This is a genomic window from Mucilaginibacter mallensis, from assembly GCF_900105165.1.
Classification (GTDB): domain Bacteria; phylum Bacteroidota; class Bacteroidia; order Sphingobacteriales; family Sphingobacteriaceae; genus Mucilaginibacter; species Mucilaginibacter mallensis.
Genome location: NZ_LT629740.1, coordinates 2,785,556 through 2,807,529, shown reverse-complemented (window position 1 = coordinate 2,807,529; position 21,974 = coordinate 2,785,556). Strand labels below are relative to the sequence as shown.

Here is a 21,974-nt window from a genome sequence, read left to right as displayed (position 1 = left end):
GTATAGTATTAACAGGCTCCTGGCAACATGGGGCACATATTTATAAAATGAAAAGGAAATATTTACTACTTGTTTTGGGAAGCTTACTTTTAAGCAATGTATTTGCACAAAACAAAGATCAAAAAGGTATTGCTGGCACTGAAAGAATTATTCAGGTCGATTTTAATAAAGAAAAAGGACCGTTGAATACCTCATTTAAAGCGTGTGTAGGTGCCGGCCGCGCAAATGAAGGATTACGAGCTGACTGGCAGCAGCAGCTCGCCATTGTCAGGAAAGAATGCGGTTTCAAATATATCCGGATGCATGGGTTGCTAACGGATGATATGGCTGTTTACAGTGAAGACCGTACTGGTAATCCGCAATATAATTACCAGTATGTCGATGCTTTATACGACTACATTATTAGTATCGGCATGAAGCCATTCGTAGAGTTAGGCTTTATGCCGGGAGCACTTGCTAGCGGGAGCAAAACAATTTTTTGGTGGAGAGGCAATGTAACCCCGCCCAAAGATTATAAAAAATGGGCAGATTTAATTAGTAACCTGACCCAACACTTTACAGAACGGTATGGTGCGCAGGAAGTAAAAACATGGTATTTTGAAGTCTGGAACGAGCCGAATTTGAAAGATGGCTTTTGGACCGGTTCCCAGGCGGATTATTTCAAACTATATCAATATAGCGCAGAAGCAATTAAAAGCGTAAACCAGGCATATAGGGTTGGCGGGCCCGCCACAGCGGGTGCTGCATGGGTGCCTGAAATGATAGCTTTTTGTAAAAATAATTCGGTGCCTATTGATTTTATCAGTACGCATGCTTATGGCGTAAAGCAAGGGTTTCTGGATGAGCACGGATCGTCGGGTACCGTCCTTGACAAAAACGAATGGAGTGTTAGTGGCGATGTTTTAAATTCGCGTAAGCAGATTCAAAAATCGGCCATCCCAGGACTGGAACTACATTATACAGAATGGAGTTCGTCTTATACCCCTGCTGACCCCCTCCACGATAGTTACCACGAAGCAGCATACATACTTAAAAAATTAAAACAGGTTGGATCGGCGGCCAATTCAATGTCATACTGGACATTTACTGATATTTTTGAAGAGTCGGGGCCACGTTTTACTCCTTTTCATGGCGGATTTGGCTTAATGAATATCGAAGGAATCAAAAAGCCTGCATTTTTTGCCTATTCTTTTCTAAACAAACTGGGAGAAACTGAATTGGCTAATCGCGACAGTTCTTCGTGGGCCTGCAAAAATCACAAAGGTGATGTTCAGGTCTTGTTATGGGATTATACCTATACTTTGCCGGATTCTGTAAATAACCAGGCTTATTATATCAAGGATTTACCTGCCAAAACGAAAGGTAAAGTAAAAGTTAATTTATCGCATATCCCGGCTGGAAAGTATACAATGGAAATTTACAAAATAGGTTACAGGGTGAACGATGCATATACCAGCTATGTGGATATGGGCAGGCCAGCACAGCTAAGTTTACAGCAGGTTCAAAAGTTAAAAGAACAAAATGGATCTCCTGTAGCAACATGGCAAATTGAAATAAAACCCGGCGCAGCGTTTTCGCGTGAATTGGATATACGGGAAAATGATGTTGTCCTGATCAACCTGATTAAACATTAACCGGCGAATTTATTGTTCGAAACTGGGAATAGGCAGTACAATTAGGTAAACATTCACACAACGTTTCGGAGAAGAGCAAAAATTTCACATAAACAGACAAGTTCAGCGTGCGTAATTGACAAAAAAGTGAACAAGAGATTAATAAACCTTGCAAGTAAATTTCAATGATAAAAATAAATAGATTTTTTTGGGTAATCTCCATACTGTTGCTGACAGTTTTGTCGGTCAATGCTCAAACATTATATGTGGGCACCAATTATCATCCACATGATAATAAAGACCCGGAAAAAATAAAGAAGGATATTATGCTGATGAAGGCTGCCGGATTTAAGGTGGTCCGAATGGGCCATTTAGCCTGGGACAGTTATGAACCTTCTGAAGATAAGTTCGACTTTCAATGGTTTGATACGGTAATGGATATGATGAATGATGCAGGGATCAAGGTAATTCTTGATATCGCCATACGTCCGGCACCTATTTGGTTACATCACAAGTACCCCTCAATTGATGTTACCAGCCCGGGAGGCGGTGCACAATATCCCAACCATCGCTACATGGATGATGTGGGCGATCCAATGTATCAAAAATATGCTGTACGCTATGCGGATACACTTACAAAACATTATGCCAAACACCCGGCACTCTTAGCTTTTGGTATTGATAATGAATCTGGTGATGGCCCTATTTCCTATTCAGAATCGGTACGAAAAAGGTTCGTTGTTTGGTTGACGAATAAATATTCGAACCTTGATAATTTAAATAAAGCATGGGCTACACAACGTTGGTCCAGGAGGATTAATGAGTTTGATGAGGTTGGACTACCCCTAACAGGCGAAAAAAATGGCGCCCCGGAGAAGATATTAGATTTCAGGCGTTTTATTTCCGACGAAGTTAACCAGATCTTATTCAAAGTACTCGATAAGGTTAATACCAATGCCCCTGGTGTACTTACCAATACCAATGCCTGGTACTTTAGTTCAATGAGATATTTTGACTATTCTGAAATTGCCTATTCCGGGAAAATGGCCCGCGAGGGTTGCGGTTTTTACCCCGGAAACTCATTAACGACCAATTGGGGGATCATGAACTCAGCGTTTGTAATGTCTCGCGGCCAGTTTGAAAGCACGAACCCTTTCTGGTGCAGCGAGTTTACAACAATGACTGCGGTACCCAATTCGATCAGAAAATCAGCCTATGCCACGCTGATGTACGGCAATCAAATGGTTTGCGGATGGACCTGGCAAAGTATGTGGGGAGGCGAAGAACAATACCTGGAAGGCATGCTTGATTGGGACGGAATTCCTAACCGCAAATATGATGAATACAAAAAGATAGCCACCGAGTTTAAAAAGATCGAAAAATTCTTTCCTTACAAACCCAGGCCGGAAGTTGGTTTAGCATTCTCCTTTCCCAGTCAGATAGCCAGTAGCTCTTTCCCGGAGCAGCAGGATCAACAGTTACAGACCTGCTGGAATTTGTTTTATTACCGCAATATGGATTCCCGTGTTGTTGAGATCAGCAAGAGCTCGTTGAATTATAAATTGCTTTTTGTGCCGGGCGTAACGGTAATGGATGAAACAACGGCCAATAAAATCCGGGATTTTGTAAAAAATGGCGGGACTGTTATTATGACAAGCAATTCCGCCGTGGTTGACGAAACCGGGAAGGTATTTGCATCCACCTACCCGGGGCGTTTAAGCGATGTATTTGGAATACGGGTTGCAGGTTATGAAGAAACAGAGGCAATGAACGAAATATCCCGTGACTCGTTGAAAGGAAAGAAAATTAAATTAAATTATCAAGGGAAAACTATTGGAACTGAATCAACCAGATATGACGTCATCGAATCCAAAGGAGCTGAAATTCTCGGAAATATAACTAGCTTGGATAAAGATTATCCGATTATTACTTCTAATAAATATGGCAAGGGCAGGGCAATTTATGTCGGTTTACCTGCAAGTGGCGAGGTGCTGGGCCCGTTGGTTGATAAGCTGATTGATGAGTTAGGTATCAAAAAAGGACCCCAGGTACCCGATGGAATCCTGGCAAGGCAGATTGACAAAAATCATATCCTGTATCTCAACACAGGCCGGAGTCCGGCGGAAATCAAGCTGAAAGGCACTTTTAAAGGCATACTTACCGGCAAGACCTTTGTTGATAGCTTTACACTTCCGTCTGAAGAGCCTGAATTGATCGAAATCAAGGAATGATAACAGGTAAGTGTATTATGAGTAAAGAAATTATATAGACAAATGTTTAAAAGATTAATAAGATATTGCAGCATTTGCTTTTTTTTAATGTTGTGCGCGATAAAAGGAATATCGCAGAATGCGCAGCAAATAGGTCTTGCTAAAAGAACGAAAGAGAGCTTTGATTTTAACTGGCAGTTTCATAAAGGCGACATCGCCATCAAACGGGCAGTGAAAGCTGCTGGTTATGGAGGGTTAACGGATGTAAATGTCAAAGTTGAGACAAATAAAGAAGTCGTTATCGCTTACACTGATGTAGATAAGGCGGCTGCGTTCAAAGCCGAAGACTGGAAAGAGGTAAATCTTCCACATGATTGGTGTGTGGAGGGGACGTTTGTTAATGATAATTCAATCGGGAGTCAGCCTGCAGCCAATGGATATTTGCCCGGTGGAATAGGCTTTTATAGAAAAGAATTTGAGATACCTGAAACCGATAAAGGAAAGAAAATATCTATAGAATTCGACGGAATTTTCAGAAACAGCACCGTTTGGGTCAATGGCCAGCTTCTTGGGAATCACCAAAGCGGCTACACCCCTTCAAACTATGATTTGACTGACATTTTGCGTTACGGAAACGAAGGCAAAAATGTGATCCTGGTAAAGGTTGACGCTACCGAATATGAAGGTTGGTGGTACGAAGGGTGCGGAATTTACCGTCATGTTTGGCTCAATAAAACGAACCAGGTACATGTTGACCGGTTTGGCACTTATGTTACCACGCCCTCCATTTCAACTGATGAAGCTGCGATAAGCATAAAAACGAATATCAAAAACGAATTAGGCGTAGTAAAAAACATTACACTCACCTCCAAAATTGTTGATAACAAAGGCGTTGTGCTCGACACAAAAACCTCATCTCAGGCAATTGAACCGTTTAGCACTACGGAAATTTCCCAAAAAGGGACTATTCAAAAGCCTTTACTTTGGTCGCCCGAAACGCCAAATCTTTATAAAGTATTAACCGAAGTATCAGAAAACGGGATTGTAATAGACAACTACCAAACTACTTTCGGTGTGAGGACAATCGAAATAAACCGAAATGGAGTGTTTTTGAATGGAAAACTTTATCCGGTGAAAGGCACCTGCAACCATCAGGATTTTGCCGGCATCGGTGTAGCGCTTCCTGATAAAATAAACGAATACAAATTAAAGTTACTCAAGGAAGTGGGCTGCAACGCTTATCGTTGTTCCCATAACCCGCCGACCCCGGAACTGCTTGATATGTGCGACAGGATGGGCTTGCTTGTCCTGGACGAAAATCGGATGTTATCAAGTTCAGAAGAAGGGAAAAATGATTTGACAACGATGCTGTACCGCGATCGTAACCATCCCTGCATATTTATGTGGAGCATGGAAAACGAGGAACCGATTCAAGGCACGGTAACCGGGGCGAGAATACTTAAAACTCTGGTTGATATTACGCATAAAATTGACCCTACCCGCCCTGTGACGGCTGCCATGAATCATGGACGGAACGACGGCGGATACAGCGATGTGCTGGATGTTGTGGGCTATAACTATGGCGACAAGGGATTGGCTTATGTGAAAGACCACGAAAAATATCCTAACCGGGTGGAATTTTGTACTGAAGCCACAAGTTTCGTTTCTACCCGTGGCGAGTACAATAACGACTGTGGAAAAGGTTTCGTGTCGAACCTTGGGTTATGGCAACCCAACTGGGGGCCGCTACCAGGCGAAGACTGGGCGGATATTGTTAAATATCCGTATCTGGGAGGGCTGTTTGTATGGACAGCTTTCGACTACCGTGGCGAGCCAACACCTTATCAGTGGCCCTGCGTTACATCTCATTTCGGTTTCATGGATATTTGCGGCTTTCCAAAAGACGGGTATTATGCGTACAAAGCTGCCTGGACAAACGAACCGGTTGTTCATATTTTTCCACATTGGAACTGGCCCGGCAGAAAAGGAGACAGTATACAGGTGCATTGCTACACTAACTGCGATGAAGTAGAGTTGCTCCTCAACGGCAAAAGAATAAGCATGCAAAAAGCAATTCCCTATACTAAACTGATATGGAAACTTGTTTACAAGCCCGGAAAACTCGAAGCCAGAGGTTATAAAGGCGGAAAGTTAGTAACCACGGATGTTGTTGAAACAACAACTGCTCCGGCACAGGTAGGTTTAAATAGTGATTGCACCACATTAAAAGCTGATGGTTGCGACGTGGCGGTTATCAAGGTTTCCATAAAAGATTCAAAAGGCAGGGTGGTTCCTGTGGCCGATGACCTGGTCACATTTTCTATAGAAGGGCCGGGTAAAATCATTGGTACAGGTAATGGCAACCCAAGCAGCCACGAACCAGATAAAGCCAGTCAGCGCAAGGCTTTTAACGGGTATTGTCTGGTGCTGGTTCAATCCTATAAACAGGCCGGAGAAATTAAGCTAAAGGCTTTTTCCAAAACGCTTAAAGGAGATGAATTGACTATTAAAGTTCAATAAAGTGATAGCGAAGTATGCTTCCTTAAAAAAACAGATCATTATGAAACGGTATAATAATATTGAATATCACATAAAAACGATAGTTATTGTTTTTTTGCTTTTGGCTGGCAATATTTTATGTAACGCCCAAAACTCCGATAAAATTGAGCGAAAACAGCTATTTGATTATAACTGGAAATTTTATCAGGGAGACACAGCAGCAGCAAAATCAAAGGAGTTTAACGATATAAGTTGGCGGAGCCTTGATTTGCCGCACGATTGGAGCATTGAAGGCAAAATAAATCCTAAAAATCCGACCGGGGGATCGGGTGGATACTTGCCCGCAGGTATTGGATGGTACCGAAAAACTTTCAAGGTTCCGAATGAGTGGAGGGGTAAAAAAGTTTCTATCTATTTTGAAGGAGTCTATATGAATTCAGAAGTTTTTATTAATGGAAAATCTCTTGGAATCTATCCTTATGGTTATTCATCATTTAGTTATGATCTTTCACCCTATTTGAATTTTAATAATGAAAATGTGATAGCTGTAAGGGTAGATAATTCGCAACAATTAAATAGCCGCTGGTACAGCGGCTCCGGGATCTACCGCCATGTTTGGGTGATGGTTACCGATGCCGTGCATATAGCTAATTGGGGTGTTTCAATCACTACTCCCGATGTTTCTCCGAAAAAGGCAACCGTTCAAATCAAAATATTAATAAAAAACGAAACCGGTTTACCTCAAAGCGTTGTTGTTAGCACCCAGTTGCAGGATGCAAACGCTAAAGATGCAGGAAATAATCAAACAAGTGTCGAAGTGGGGCCTAATAGCGAGAAGGAAATCCGCCAAAGCATAACGGTAATAAATCCCCGGTTATGGACACCGGAAGCACCTTATTTATACGATGCTAAAACGCAGGTTGTGCAAAATAAAAAAGTACTTGACGGGACTAAGACCAATTTCGGCATACGCTCCATAAAATTTACTGCAGAAAATGGTTTCCAGCTCAATGGAAAAACAGTGAAGCTCAATGGCGGATGTATGCACCACGATAACGGGTGCCTGGGAGCTGCTGCTTTTGACCGTGCTGAAGAACGAAAAGTGGAATTGCTTAAAGAAGCGGGATTTAACGCTGTGAGAACTTCTCATAATCCCCCATCTGAGGCCTTTTTAAATGCATGCGACAGATTAGGGTTATTAGTTGTTGACGAAGCATTTGATTGTTGGCGGTCAGGAAAAAACAAATATGATTATGCACAATATTTTGACCGTTGGTGGAAACGCGATTTAGATGCAATGGTTTTGCGCGACGGCAATCATCCTTCAATTATTATGTGGAGTATTGGCAATGAAATAGTGGAGAGGGGTACCCCCGAAGCTGTAAAAACAGCCAAAATGCTCGCGGATGCGATAAAGAAAATAGATGCTACCCGCCCCATTACATCCGCTATTGTGGAAGATGGTAAGGAGTGGGCAACGCTTGATCCCCTTATGGCGGCCCATGATGTTGGCGGTTATAATTATCACCTGGGGAGCGCGTCTTCGGATCATCAGCGGGTTCCTTCGCGGATTATTATGCAAACAGAATCATATCCCAAGGATGCTTTTGCCAATTGGAAATTAGTAGAAAACAACAATTATGTTATTGGAGATTTTGTCTGGACGGCGGTGGATTATCTCGGAGAATCAGGAATAGGCCGTTGGTATTATTCAAATGAGACACCTGGTGAACACTGGGAACATGATCTCTTCCCATGGCATGGTGCTTATTGCGGTGATGTAGATTTGATAGGTTGGAGAAAACCCATATCCCATTATAGAAGCATGTTGTATAATAACACCGAGAAATTTTACATGGCCGTGCGTGAGCCTAATCCAGAACCTTTGGAAATTAAGAACACATGGTGGTCGGTTTGGCCCACATGGGAAAGCTGGACCTGGCCAGGATATGCAGGAAAGGACATTCAGGTGGAAGTTTATTCAAAGTATCCCAAGGTCAGGCTATACCTCAACAACAAACTCATTGGCGAAAAGCCAACTACTGATGGACAGGAATATAAAGCTGAATTTACAGTAGCCTATTCCCCAGGCGTGCTTAAAGCAGTAGGGGTGGAGAATGATAAGGAAGTTGAATCAACCATATTGAAAACTTCCAGCGATGCTGCAAAAATTCAATTAACGGCTGACCGAAAAGAAATAATAGCTAATGGACAAGACTTGTCGTATGTTAAAATTGAGATAACAGACAAGGATGATATATTTCAACCCAATGCCACAAACCGGCTTAACTTCAAGATTGAAGGCCCCGGCACTATTGCAGGAGTAGCCAATGCGGATATGAAAGACACAGACTCCTATGTAGGAAATTCCCGCAAAGCGTGGCACGGACATGCATTGGTTGTAATAAGGAGTACCCACGGTGTCGGTGATATTAAACTTACAGTAAGTTCATCAGGTTTATCCGGGGCTACTTTAAATATCAAATCATTACTGAAAAAATAGCTCATGCAAGAGAAAACGGAAAGGCGTTCTGGTATGACTGGTGTCTTAGGTTTAAAAAATGAAAAAAATGAAAATGTCTAAAATTGTTAAAGCCTGTCTATTTACAGCCGTCTTTTTTCTATATAGTTTTAGCAGCCGTGCGCAAAAAAATGCACCTGCCTCGTGCGGACCAGTCCCTTCGGTAAATCAAATGAGGTGGCAGGAAATGGAATACTATGCCTTTGTGCATTTGTCATTGAATACCTATACTGACCAGTCCTGGGGATACGGTAATGAAGATGTTAACCTCTTCAACCCAACAGCATTGGATTGCCGCCAATGGGCCCGCATTTGTAAAAATGCAGGCATGAAAGGAATTATAATCACCGCCAAACACCATTGCGGTTTTTGCCTGTGGCCTTCCAAATACACAGAATATTCCGTAAAAAATGCGCCCTGGAAAAACGGGAAAGGAGACGTAGTGCGTGAGATGGCAGATGCATGCAAGGAATATGGTTTAAAGCTCGGTATTTACCTTTCGCCATGGGACAGAAACCGGGCGGATTATGGCAAACCGGAATACATTAAATATTTCCGCAACCAGCTCACAGAATTGCTTACCAATTACGGCCCGATTTTCGAGATTTGGTTTGACGGTGCTAACGGCGGTTCGGGCTATTATGGTGGTGCTAATGAAACCCGTATGATTGACCGTAAAACTTATTATGATTGGGCCAACACCTATAAACTTGTACGTAAACTACAGCCTAATATTGTCATCTGGAATGATGGTGGAGATCGGGCTGATTTACGGTGGGTGGGCACTGAAGGCGGATCCGTCGGCGAAACAAATTGGAGCCTGCTAAATGCTACCGGTGATGTACCATATGATATGTTGCATTATGGGGTGGAGAATGGCAATGTATGGGTGCCTGCAGAAGTAAATACTTCTATTCGGCCTGAATGGTTTTACCACCCTAATGAAGATAAGAAAGTGAAGTCTGTGCCGCAGCTTATGGATATCTACTACAATTCCATCGGCCATAATGGTAGTTTACTCCTCAATTTTCCAATTATGCCCAACGGTCTTATTCATCCAACGGATGAAAAAAATGTATTGGATTTTGCAGAGGCAGTAAAAGCTGCGTTCTCCGTAAACCTGGCGAAAAACAAGTCGGCAACAGCATCTAATGTACGCGACGGAAGCAAATATTTTAGCGCAGGCAATGCGACCGATGATAATAAAAACACTTATTGGGCCACAGATGATAATATTAAAGCGGCTTCGCTTACCATTGATTTAGGCCGACCAACAAGGTTTAATCGCTTTTTGGCGCAGGAATACATTCAATTAGGGCAGCGTGTAAAATCTTTTACAGTGGAAGCGCTTGTTAAGGGCCAGTGGCAGGAATTGGCAAAAGGGACAACTATCGGCTATAAGCGCATAATAAGCTTTCCTGCTGTAAATGCCACTAAGGTGAGGCTTCATATTTTGGATGCCAAGGCCTGCCTGCTTATCTCCAATGTCGGGATTTATTATGCTCCGCAAATACTCGCCGCCCCTTCCGTTATCAGGAACCAGGCAGGTGAAATAACCATAACACCGGTTGATAAGGAATCGATAGTTTACTATACAACAGATGGCAGTACGCCAACCTCTGGTTCAATAAAATATAAAGGGCCTTTCCTCGCGGACGGCAAACCGGAGATACGTGCGATCGTTTACGATCCTTCTAATCATCAAAGTAGTTCCGAAACGCATGAAAAGTTTGATATAGCGAGGAAAAACTGGAAAATTGTTGGCATTGATGACGAAAAAGCATATGCTGTTTTAGACGGCGACCCATCTACCGCATGGCACCAGGGCAAAGACCAAAAAATGCCGGTTGATTTGGTGATTGATTTAGGAAAAGAAGAAAGTCTATCCGGTTTCAGGTATCTGCCGGATCAGGGTCAATGGAATGCTGGTATAATTGCTGGATACGAGTTTTATATTTCGGAAAACGGCGCAGACTGGAAACTGGTTAGCCATGGTGAATTTCCTAATATAAAAAACAATCCTTTGTGGCAAATCGTAAAATTCAACCCTCAGAAAGCGCGATATATCAAACTGAGGGCGGTTAAAAACACTGAAAACAACAATGAGACGGGGTATGCGGAAATCGATATAATTACGCAATAACGGCAGCTTATATTTAAACGTTGAAAGAGGGATTATGAATAGATTCAAAATAGTCATTATTATACTAACCGTGCTTTTTTGTCCGGCGCGATTGTTATCGCAAACAAAATTTTTCGTCTCTGCTCAGGGAAAGGATAGCAATCCGGGCACAGAAGCAAAGCCTTTTGGTTCTATACTCCGGGCGTTGAAAGAAGCCCGTAATCAGAAGGGCAAAATTAATTTGTACTTTATGGGAGGAACATATCGCCTGGATAAGCCTGTGGTTTTTACTGCTGAGGATTCAAGGCCCAATGGCAGCACGCTTACGCTAACCAGCTATAAAAAACAAAAAGTGATTATTAGCAGCGGCGCAGTGCTTCACTTAAAATGGGTGCCTTACAAAGATGGCATTTGGAAAGCAAGCGTAGACCAAAGTGTTCAGTTTGACGAACTGCTTGTTAACGGGCAGTTACAGCATATGGCCCGCTATCCCAATTATGATTCTTCTGCCCATTATTTGGGCGGTACCGCAGCGGATGTGTTATCGCCCGAACGTGTCGCCCGTTGGCAATCACCGGAGGGCGGGTATATACACGCGTTGCACCCGTCTCAATGGGGCGATGTCCATTACCAAATCACAGGGAAAGATAGTAAAGGGGAACTTGTGCTGGAAGGTGGGTGGCAAAACAACCGCCGCATGGGTATGAGCGAAAAATACAGGTTTGTGGAGAATGTTTTTGAGGAGCTCGATACAGCGAACGAATGGTATTATGATAAGAAGGCGAAAACGCTGTATTATTTTCCACCCGTTGGTCTAAACTTGCAGACAGCGACATTTGAATCGCCACAGCTTGCCAGCTTGTTCGAGTTCCGGGGCACAGAAACAAAATCCGTGAAAAATATTACCGTATCAGACTTGATCTTTACGCAAACAACCAGAACTTTTATGCAAAATAAGGAACCGTTGCTGCGTAGTGACTGGACCATCTACCGTGGCGGCGCTACAATATATGAAGGTGCGGTAAATTGTAGTTTGGTTAATTGTGCCCTGGTTAATCTTGGGGGTAATGCTGTATTTTTCAGTAAGTATAACCGTAGTTGTGAAATATCGGGTTGTCAGATTTCGGACGTAGGAGCAAGCGGAGTTTGTTTTGTCGGCGATCCTGGGGCAGTTCGCTCCCCTCGTTTTGAATATAACGAGTTTGTTCCAATAGCGGAAATGGATCGTACACCAGGCCCCAAAACCAACAATTATCCCAAGGACTGCAGCGTATATAACAATCTAATGTTTAACCTTGGATTGCTGGAAAAACAATCTGCAGGTGTAGAATTGTCCATGTGCCAAAGTATCACTGTCAGCCACAATACCATCTATGATGTACCCCGCGCTGGCATAAATGTCAGCGAAGGAACCTGGGGCGGTCATGTTATTGAATACAATGATGTTTTTAATACGGTTAAAGAAACCGGCGACCACGGAGCCTTTAATTCCTGGGGCAGGGATCGTTATTGGCATCCCGATAAAAGAATACTGGATTCGATTGTGGCGGCATACCCCGGTTTAGCGCTGCTTGATGTGACTAGACCAATTATTTTGCGCAATAACAGGTTTCGTTGCGACCATGGGTGGGATATTGACCTGGATGATGGCTCCAGCAATTATATAATTTACAATAATATTTGTTTAAACGGAGGTATTAAGCTGAGGGAAGGTGTGAATCGTGTTGTTGAAAATAACATCATGATAAATAATACTTTTCACCCTCATGTATGGTTTAAGAACAGCAATGACATATTCAGGCACAATATCGTGGGCAGCGGTTATCTCCCAATCGGAATTTCGGTATGGGGGAAAGAAGTCGATTATAACGTATTCCCTGACTCTGCCTCGTTATCCGAGGCACGGGGGAGAGGAACTGACATGCATTCTGTATACATGCCCGAAGCATTTGAAAACCCGGCAGAAGGAGATTTTCGACTTAAGCCCAATGCTGCTGCATTTTCAGTTGGTTTCAAAAACATAGCGATGGACAGTTTTGGAGTTATTTCACCAGGGTTGAAAGCACTGGCAAAGAAAGTGACTTATTCTAATATTGTAAAGCCAATTCAAGCTGCCGAAAGTGAAACAATTGATTTTCTGGGCGCAAAAGTGAAAAAGCTGACTACTCTTGGAGAACGATCGGCAACAGGAATGGATGGTATCCGGGGTATTTTGGTGATAGCTGTAGCACCCGGTCGATCCCAAGCTTTTTTCCAGGTAAATGATGTGATCATGTCACTAAACAACAGACCAACAAATAGTCTGAAGGAATTGCAAGAAGCAAGAATGTCGGTCACCGGGCCATCTGCCGAAATTATTATTTTCCGTAATCAACATGCGTATACCGAAAGAGTGAATTTTGATGACCATAAGTAAGTCAGGCTTCCGAAGTATACCCGGGGACATAGTAGTAAGGTGTAAAATACCCAGACCAGGCGGCTCATTATAACGAAATGGTTTAGTAATTCGATTTAATATAACCATCTTATTTTTAGGTTATTATATAGGTTTGCACATTTGGTCTATATTTTTGCTCATTCCTGTCCCTTGCTTTTTTTAAAGTTGCCATAATTTCACTTGTAAGGATATAGCCTCAACACAGTGTACTTACCGACACTGATTTTACGGCGTCCTACCAATTATCGATTGAACCAATATTTAATCTATTTCCTGACTCAGTAAATAGCTGAGTGTGTTTAAAAATTTTAATGATATGTTAAAAAGATCACTAATAAGCTGTGATAGGCTTTATGATGTCGAAGTTCGACAATCGATTGCATATGCAAAACCGATAAATATTTTTCACCAAAATTTCTTACGGTCAGCTATTCCTATCCTAAGTATTCCTAAATAATCAACCAATAGTTCACTTAAATTTTAAATTCATGAAAAGAAAATTACTAGCACGATTCCTGATTTTTTTCGGGATGACCTTATCAATTGTCATGATAAGTCCGCCGGGTTATTCCCAAACCGGGAAAATTACAGGAAGGGTTTCAGACAAAGATGATGGTTCCCCCTTACCTGGTGTAACTGTTAAATTAAACGGTACGGCAGAGGCCGTAAGTACAAATGCCGATGGGTCTTATTCCATAAATGCTGCGCAGGGCAGTGTATTGATTTTTTCTTTTATCGGCTATGATAAAAAGGAAATAGCTGTTCCTGTATCGGGTAAACTTGATGTAGCCTTATCTAAAGCATCTAATAATCTTAACGAAGTAGTAGTAATAGGCTATGGTACCGCCCGCAAAAAAGACCTGATAAGTTCTGTTGATGTCGTGGCCGCAAAAGATGCAGGTTCGACTACATCAGTAAGCCCCGCGCAATTATTAATAGGTAAAGCTCCAGGCGTTCAGGTGGTACAGGCAAGCGGTGTGCCGGGCGCAAACGCACAGATTATTATACGTGGTACCGGCTCATTTACAGATGTTAGCCCACTTTACGTAATTGACGGTATACAGGGAGATGCTAACCTCTTTAATACGATCAGCCCACAGGATATCGAAAACATAACCATATTAAAGGACGCCGCCTCTACGGCTATATATGGTGTTGCGGCAGCTAATGGAGTTGTTATGATTACCACAAAAAAAGGAAAGGCAGGACCCACTCAAATATCATTTACGTCGCAGGCAGGTATTTCAAATGTGCCGAAGGAACTTGGTCTGCTAAACTCCCCTGAATATGTAAAGCTCCTTCAGGATATTGATGCTTCGAACAATGTTCCGGTACCGGCAAAACTCAACACCCCTTATGTTCTGGTTGATAGAACCAACTGGCAAAAGGAAATCTTTAAAACAGCTGTATCAACTCAAAATGATATTAGTGTAAGCGGCGGAAATGACAAGGTTACTTATAACTTGTCTACAGGATATGTAACGCAGCAGGCCATAGTTAAAGATTATGATTTTGACAGGCTTAACAGCCGCTTTGGACTGGAAGAAAAATTAGGCCGTTTTCATTTCGGGGAAACTTTAAATTTAAGGTACACCGTAACCCAGGGCCAAACAGCGAGTGTAGGTAACGCTCTTACCTATGCACCTTATCAACCTGTGTATGATTCTTCGATCCCGGGCGGTTACTCCATTCTTACCAATGTGGATGACAACAGCAATGCTGTAAACCCTTTGCAGCCATTGGGTGTACAAACAGAAAGCAGCCATGAGATGGTATTATTTCCACAAGTATTTGGCGAAGTAAGAATTATTGATGGTTTAACTTTCCGTTCACAGGCGTCAGGAGTATATGGCAGCAGCGTAAGCGATTCTTATCAGATACCCTACGTGACTTCCAATAACCTGGCTTACGATCGGCAGGCGGGCCGCAGTTATGGCAACTTCTCCAATTATACAATTGAGAATTATTTATCTTACAATCATAGCTTTGGGAAAAATAATATTTCATTGACAGCGGGCACGAGCTATATCGATGCCGGCAGTTCTAAAAGTCTTAGTGTATTAGGTACCGGGATGCTAACCGACGCTGTAAAGGACATTGGTGTAGCCCCAACCATAACCAGCACGGGTAATTCCTCAGGTTATTACACTGAATTTGGCGATGCACAATCTTATTACGGACGTTTGATTTATTCTTATGACGATAAGTATATTTTTTCAGCCAGTATAAGGCGGGATGGATCATCCAACTTTGGTCCTTTAAGCCGTTATGGTAATTTTCCGGGTGCAGGTTTCGCATGGCGCTTTAGTCAGGAAGACTTCATCAAAAAGGCTTTGCCATTTATCAGCGATGGTAAACTGCGCGTAGGATGGGGACGGACAGGTAACAACAAGTTTGGCCTGACAAATACCAACGTATTTACCTTTAGCGGATCACCTACCGGAAACCTGGTATATTCTTTAGGCCAGAACGAACAATTCGTCACCGGAACAACAGTTACCACAATCGCCAACCCGTCGTTACATTGGGAAACAACCGACCAAACCGATGCCGGAATTGATTTGGCGTTTCTCAACAATCAAATAACATTTACAGCCGATTACTATAACCGAAAAAGCAGTGGGTTGATAGTAGCAATACCCCTGCCACCAAGTTTAGGAGTGGGTATAAATACTTCCGGTAGCAGCGAGATAGTGAACGCTGCGGATGCACAAAACAAAGGTTTTGAATTTCAGTTAGGTTACCGCTCTGAGGTTAAAAATGGCTTTAGCTATAATGTGAGTGTAAATGGTGCCTATAACAATAATAAAACACTATCGTTAGGCACCCAGTCGCCAACCCCGATAATTGGCGGAGCCTCCGGTGTGGAGACATTGACCCAGCCGGGCACACCTATTGGCGCATTTTGGGGTTATAAGGTTGCTGGTGTAGCCAGCACCCAGGCTCAAATTGATGCATTAAATAAAGCGGCACAGCAAAAAACCGGCAACCCAACTGCCGTTTATCAAACAGGGCTGCTTCCAGGCGACTTTATATATAAGGATCTGAACGGTGACGGGGTCGTTGACTCGAAGGATCAGCAGTTTTTAGGGAGTTCAATTCCGAAGTTTATATATGGGATTAATTTGGGTGCTACTTACCATAATTTCGACCTTAATGTTGTATTATCAGGTGTGCAGGGTGTACAAATTGGCAATTCGCTGCTAACCACACTGGATTTCGCAGCAACAGGGCATAACGCCTCAACCGCTATATTAAATAGGTGGGAACAATCCGGCGACAATGCAGCCCTGCCGAGAGCAGGCCAGGATGCAACAGGATCGGGAAACTTAAGACCATCGGATTTCTTTATACAAAATGGAGCTTATTTACGTGCCCGTAACGTAACCCTGGGTTATACGCTTACAAAAGCAGCCTTACAATCATTTTCGGGTAATGTGGTAAGCAGATTGCGCCTATATATTGCTGCGGAAAATTTGTTTACCATAACCGGCTATAAAGGGTATGATCCTGAATTAAGCACAGTTAACGGTGATAACAATACCTACGATACTATTTTTAACCGCGGCATTGATACGGGTCAAATTCCGCAGCCGCGCACATTTTTATTCGGGATACAAGCAGGATTTTAAATAACATTTTAAAGATACTATTATGAAAAAATATATAAAATTCTTTATGACGGGAGGGCTTTTGATCCTCTCCATAGGGTGTAAAAAAGATTTAAGTCTGGTTAATAAGAGCGCTTACACTTATGATACTTATTTTACCAGTGATGCTGCCATAAACCAGGCTGTTATAGCCACTTATGCGGGTTTATTGCATACTGGTTTATGGGCCCGTGAGTGGTATTATACTTTTGATTTGCTGGGTTATGATGCCAAAAACAACCAGCCCCTGGTAGGTGACCTCCTGCAATTAGCCCAGTATAATTTTGGTCCGGATCTTGACATTATGGACGAAAACTGGTCATCTTTATACCAAATAATAGCACGCGCCAATGTCGTTATTGATCGTGCGCAGAATGCATGGAAGCCGGCTAATGCCACAGAAACAACTGACCAGGCGCAATATATTGGCGAGGCCAAATTTTTGCGTGCTTATGCTTATTTTCAACTCGTTAATTTGTACGGGCGGGTGCCTTTGCATACGCAGTTTATAGCGCAGCCAACCCCTGCAGAAATTAACCTGCCGAGATCACCTGTTGCCGATGTATGGGCGTTAATTGAAAAAGACCTGCAAGATGCAGAGAAGGGTCTTCCCGTAACATATGCTGCTGCTAATTATGGACGTGCTACACAAGGTGCTGCGGTGGCGCTTTTGGGTAAATCATATTTATATGAGAAAAAATGGGGCCAGGCACAAACGGAACTTACGAAGTTGACCCAGGCGCCTTTCACTTATGCACTTGCGCCTGTATATAACAACCTTTTTGATGATCCGAACCAGGATAATCCGACTTTGAACCCTGAAACCATCTTCCAGGTGATGAACCAGCAATGGACAGATTGGGGCATAGGTAATCAATACTATCTTTTTGGTGGTCAGGAAACCTGGGGCGGAAAAGCGACACATTCAGACCGTGCGCAGGAATACGGATTTAATGATTGGAGCAACGTTTATATTACTACAACTGCTGTAAAGGCATTTACGTACCCGAATCCACAAAACCCTTCTGTAAATTACGTAGATCCACGTGCAGCCTTTACCTTTTATGGTGATGCCGCGAGCGGGGGGCAAACACAATATTGTCAGCAATGTTCGACTGGACCTGTGGCTTATCCTTACGCCACAAAAGGGTATATGTGGCTTAAATACGAATACTATAACAAAGTTGCCACTTTTGGCGGACCGCAGAGTGGTATAAACGGCCAGGTAATACGTTATGCTGATGTATTGCTTATGCTGGCAGAAGCCTACATACAGCAGGGAAATACGGGAACGCAACCATTAGCATTGATTAATCAGGTGCGCAGCAGGCCAAGCGTCAATGCTCCGCTTTACACCTCACTGGGTAGTCAGACTGAAGCCATGACCATCTTAATGCGGGAAAGGCAGTTAGAACTAACCGGTGAACAAAGCCGTTATTTTGACCTGATACGTTGGGGCATTGCGAAGCAAACTATAAATACTGAAAGGCAAATTGAGGACGGTACACAACCATTTCAGGATAAAAATGTGCTGTTCCCAATTCCTTTAGCCGAGAAGAATGCAAATGGTACAGTTGCAAAAGATATTTCAGGTGACTGGAATTAGTTAGTGTTGGTTTTATAATTGATCAAAGCCCGCAACATTAATCGTTGCGGGCTTTTTTGCAACAAACACCCCAAGCACTTTAAGCAAGAGGGTTTGTAGCAATTTGAACATTTTACACACTATTTATTGACTTTTGTACCAGCTCATTCAATGCCATCTTCAATAGTTTTGCCCAAATCATAAAATGAGTATTTGTTAAAAACAAATGCTATCGAAAAAAAATAAACATTATTTTAACAGGCATTGTATTTTCAATACCTCATAATTGGCAAATGAAAAATAAATATATAATCAAAAGGGCACATCTCGTACTGTTACTCTTAATAATAAAAACAGGCATATATGCACAATCTTCAGTATCTTCATCAAAACGTGAGCATTTGTCAATGGACAATGACTGGCGGTTTGCGTTGGGACACGCCTATGATCCTGCAAAAGATTTTAACAACGGTACGGGCGGATTCTCTTATTTTGCGAAGGCCGGATATGGGGATGGCGCGGCGTCGCCGCAGTTTGATGATAGGGGCTGGAGAAAAATTAACCTGCCGCACGATTGGGCGGTTGAACTGCCCTTTAGCCCCAAAGGCAGCACAAGCCATGGATCAAAGGCTATAGGGCGTAATTTTCCTGAAGCGAGCGTTGGCTGGTATCGCAAAGCATTTTTTGTTCCGGCTGCTGACCTTGGCAAACATATTTCTATTGCTTTTGATGGTGTTTTTCGTAACAGCATAGTTTGGGTTAACGGTCATTATTTGGGTACCGAGGCTAGTGGTTATAACAGCTTTGAATACAATATTTCCGAGTATTTAAATTATGGTGGTGACAACATAATCGCTGTGCGGGTTGATGTGACAATGGAAGAAGGCTGGTTTTATGAGGGAGCCGGTATATACCGCCATGTTTGGCTCAATAAAACAGATCAATTGCATATCCAAACCAATGGAACGTATGTCACAACCCAGGTTAAAAACAACATTGCGGGTGTTTCAGCTACGGCTACTGTAATAAATGATGATAAAAAAGAAAGAAGTTTTAGTGTTACACAAACTATCATTGACACCAATGGCAAGGCGCTCGCGACGAGTAGGATAACGGGACTCACTTTAAAGCCTTTTGCGTCTCAGGATGTAAAAGGCGTTTTAGCTGTTGCTCATCCCAAGTTATGGTCAATAGAAACGCCTTACTTGCACAAGCTGCTCACTACTGTTGAAGAGAACGGTGCTGTTGTTGACAGCTATATAACAACATTCGGAATACGCACTATAAGATTCGATGCTAACGCTGGGTTTTTTCTGAACGGTAAGCGTGTTGAGATAAAGGGAACTGACAACCATCAGGACCATGCCGGTGTGGGCACAGCTATGCCCGATGCCTTACAGGATTTTCGCATCCATACCTTAAAAAGCATGGGATGCAATGCCTATCGCTGTTCCCATAATCCGCCAACTCCGGAACTGCTGGATGCCTGTGACCGGTTGGGTATGGTGGTCATTGACGAAAATCGTTCGATGGGCGTAGCATCAACTGAATTAAATGACCTGAAAACGATGATCCTGCGCGATCGTAATCATCCATGCATTATCAGTTGGTCTATAGGAAACGAAGAATGGGCCATTGAAGGTAATATTACAGGGGCCCGTATCGCAGGTACTATGCAGGCTTTCGCAAAGTCGGTTGATTCAACCCGTTATATTACAGCAGCCATAAGCGGTGGTATTGGTTCGGGAATTTCAACTACGATAGATTTGTTAGGGTATAATTATATAGCTACCAAAAATACCGATGAGCAGCATAAGAAGTATCCTAATCAATTTAGCTGGGGTACAGAGGAAGGATCGACCGTAACATCGAGGGGTATTTATGTGGACGATATGAGCAAACATCAGCTTGCCGCATACGATCGAAAGCAAAATGATTTTTTTTATAGTTTGGAACAAGGCTGGAAATATTATGCCGCGCGCCCGTACCTGGCTGGAATGTTTATATGGACAGGTTTTGATTACCGGGGCGAACCCGTGCCTTTTGGATGGCCTTCGATTGAGTCGTATTTTGGTATGCTCGATGCTTGTGGTTTCCCAAAGGATGACTATTACTATTTAAAATCATGGTGGACGGATCAAACAGTAGTACACTTGCTGCCGCACTGGAACTGGCAAGGTAAAGAAGGCCAGGAAATAAGGGTATGCGCCTATAGTAATTGTGATGAGGTTGAACTTTTTCTGAATAAGAAAAGTCTTGGTAAAAAAGCTATGGAACCAAATGGCCACCTGGAATGGCAGGTGAAGTATGAACCCGGAACGCTGGAGGCTATAGGCTATAAAAAAGGCTTAAAAGCTGGTTCCGACGTGGTTAAAACTACTTCAAGCCCGGATCAGATAAAGTTACAGGCTAATCAACCTGTAATCAAAGCTGATGGAAAGGATATTGCTATAATAACAGTAAAAGCAACCGACAAAAACAATTTGGTGGTGCCTACAGCTGATAATGAGATCGGTTTTTCAATTAATGGTCCCGGTAAAATTATAGGGGTAGGTAACGGAAATCAAACTTCGCATGAGCCTGATCAATATTTAGAACGGGGCGATCTGATCGATATCGGCAATTTAAAAGAAAAGTTTGTGGACGATTTAAATGTGACTGCTGAAGTGGCTGCGGGGTACGACGATAGTGGTTGGCAAAATGCGTTTAAAGATACCAGGGATGATGCGTTTGGACAAAGGGTGAAAGCTTTGGTATATAGGGCGAGTTTTAATATTCCGGCTGATGGTACATTCACGACTGCTACTTTTTTCAGTAAAAGTATAGGCAAAACGGAAAGCATTTTTATTAATGGCAAAGAGATAGCCCATCAGATAAACGATGACAATGAAAGGCATGAATTTAAACTCGATGCCTCATTGCTGCATCCGGGATCTAATACCATTGCCATAGTTGCCACTCCATTGCTCAAAGCAAATATATGGGCTGATGTCAATACCGATCCGGGCTTAATCCAGTTAGTTTATCCGGCATTGCCATATAAAAGAAAGCTATTTAATGGTTATGCCCAGGTTATTGTACAATCAACCGGCCAGCCGGGTACAATCATTTTAAAAGCAGCATCGCCAGGCTTAAAAGAGCACACCATTGAAATTACGGCAGCAAATAGATAGTGTTAATAAAGCTTTGAGCAAAAATGTGTGTTTTCAAAATCATGCAATGGGTATCGAATTATTTAGGTGAACACTAACGGTCGACCAGTAGATACTTGGTTCGATATTTCGGGAAAAACTGCGATTTGAAAAAAGTGAATATCGAACCGGAAGATTGAACGAGG

General features: G+C 42.6%; 9 protein-coding genes. All 9 read left to right on the top strand.

The window, feature by feature from the left end; genetic code table 11:
- The first annotated feature begins 47 nt into the window (after positions 1 to 47).
- Positions 48 to 1,634, top strand: coding sequence for a GH39 family glycosyl hydrolase (locus tag BLU33_RS11615; protein ID WP_091380443.1), 1,587 nt, complete (start codon positions 48 to 50; stop codon positions 1,632 to 1,634).
- A 164-nt stretch (positions 1,635 to 1,798) separates the two neighbouring features.
- Positions 1,799 to 3,844, top strand: coding sequence for a beta-galactosidase (locus BLU33_RS11610; RefSeq protein ID WP_091372676.1), 2,046 nt, complete (start codon positions 1,799 to 1,801; stop codon positions 3,842 to 3,844).
- A 42-nt stretch (positions 3,845 to 3,886) separates the two neighbouring features.
- Positions 3,887 to 6,343 carry a beta-galactosidase GalA gene (galA, locus tag BLU33_RS11605; RefSeq protein WP_091372674.1) on the top strand — a complete coding sequence of 819 codons (2,457 nt, stop codon included), beginning with the start codon at positions 3,887 to 3,889 and terminating at the stop codon, positions 6,341 to 6,343.
- A gap of 40 nt (positions 6,344 to 6,383) precedes the next feature.
- Positions 6,384 to 8,825, top strand: coding sequence for a glycoside hydrolase family 2 TIM barrel-domain containing protein (locus BLU33_RS11600; protein ID WP_091372673.1), 2,442 nt, complete (start codon positions 6,384 to 6,386; stop codon positions 8,823 to 8,825).
- Between the two features lie 190 nt (positions 8,826 to 9,015).
- Entirely contained in the window at positions 9,016 to 10,986 is a 1,971-nt protein-coding gene (locus tag BLU33_RS11595; RefSeq protein ID WP_232009439.1) for an alpha-L-fucosidase, read from the top strand.
- 34 nt (positions 10,987 to 11,020) lie between these two features.
- A complete protein-coding gene (locus BLU33_RS11590; RefSeq protein WP_091372670.1) occupies positions 11,021 to 13,381 on the top strand; it encodes a right-handed parallel beta-helix repeat-containing protein in 2,361 nt (786 codons plus the stop codon).
- 509 nt (positions 13,382 to 13,890) lie between these two features.
- Positions 13,891 to 17,034, top strand: a complete 3,144-nt coding sequence (locus BLU33_RS11585) for a SusC/RagA family TonB-linked outer membrane protein (protein ID WP_091372668.1) — start codon at positions 13,891 to 13,893, stop codon at positions 17,032 to 17,034.
- 22 nt (positions 17,035 to 17,056) lie between these two features.
- Positions 17,057 to 18,658, top strand: a complete 1,602-nt coding sequence (locus BLU33_RS11580; protein WP_091372665.1) for a RagB/SusD family nutrient uptake outer membrane protein — start codon at positions 17,057 to 17,059, stop codon at positions 18,656 to 18,658.
- Between the two features lie 272 nt (positions 18,659 to 18,930).
- Positions 18,931 to 21,810, top strand: coding sequence for a beta-galactosidase GalA (gene galA, locus BLU33_RS11575; RefSeq protein WP_091372664.1), 2,880 nt, complete (start codon positions 18,931 to 18,933; stop codon positions 21,808 to 21,810).
- Positions 21,811 to 21,974 lie beyond the last annotated feature (164 nt).

Excerpts from the sequence above, each read along its gene's own strand:
- BLU33_RS11615 (WP_091380443.1), top strand. The coding sequence starts at position 48 with ATGAAAAGGAAATATTTACTACTTGTTTTGGGAAGCTTACTTTTAAGC.
- BLU33_RS11610 (WP_091372676.1), top strand. The coding sequence starts at position 1,799 with ATGATAAAAATAAATAGATTTTTTTGGGTAATCTCCATACTGTTGCTG.
- galA (WP_091372674.1), top strand. The coding sequence starts at position 3,887 with ATGTTTAAAAGATTAATAAGATATTGCAGCATTTGCTTTTTTTTAATG.
- BLU33_RS11600 (WP_091372673.1), top strand. The coding sequence starts at position 6,384 with ATGAAACGGTATAATAATATTGAATATCACATAAAAACGATAGTTATT.
- BLU33_RS11595 (WP_232009439.1), top strand. The coding sequence starts at position 9,016 with ATGAGGTGGCAGGAAATGGAATACTATGCCTTTGTGCATTTGTCATTG.
- BLU33_RS11590 (WP_091372670.1), top strand. The coding sequence starts at position 11,021 with ATGAATAGATTCAAAATAGTCATTATTATACTAACCGTGCTTTTTTGT.
- BLU33_RS11585 (WP_091372668.1), top strand. The coding sequence starts at position 13,891 with ATGAAAAGAAAATTACTAGCACGATTCCTGATTTTTTTCGGGATGACC.
- BLU33_RS11580 (WP_091372665.1), top strand. The coding sequence starts at position 17,057 with ATGAAAAAATATATAAAATTCTTTATGACGGGAGGGCTTTTGATCCTC.
- galA (WP_091372664.1), top strand. The coding sequence starts at position 18,931 with ATGAAAAATAAATATATAATCAAAAGGGCACATCTCGTACTGTTACTC.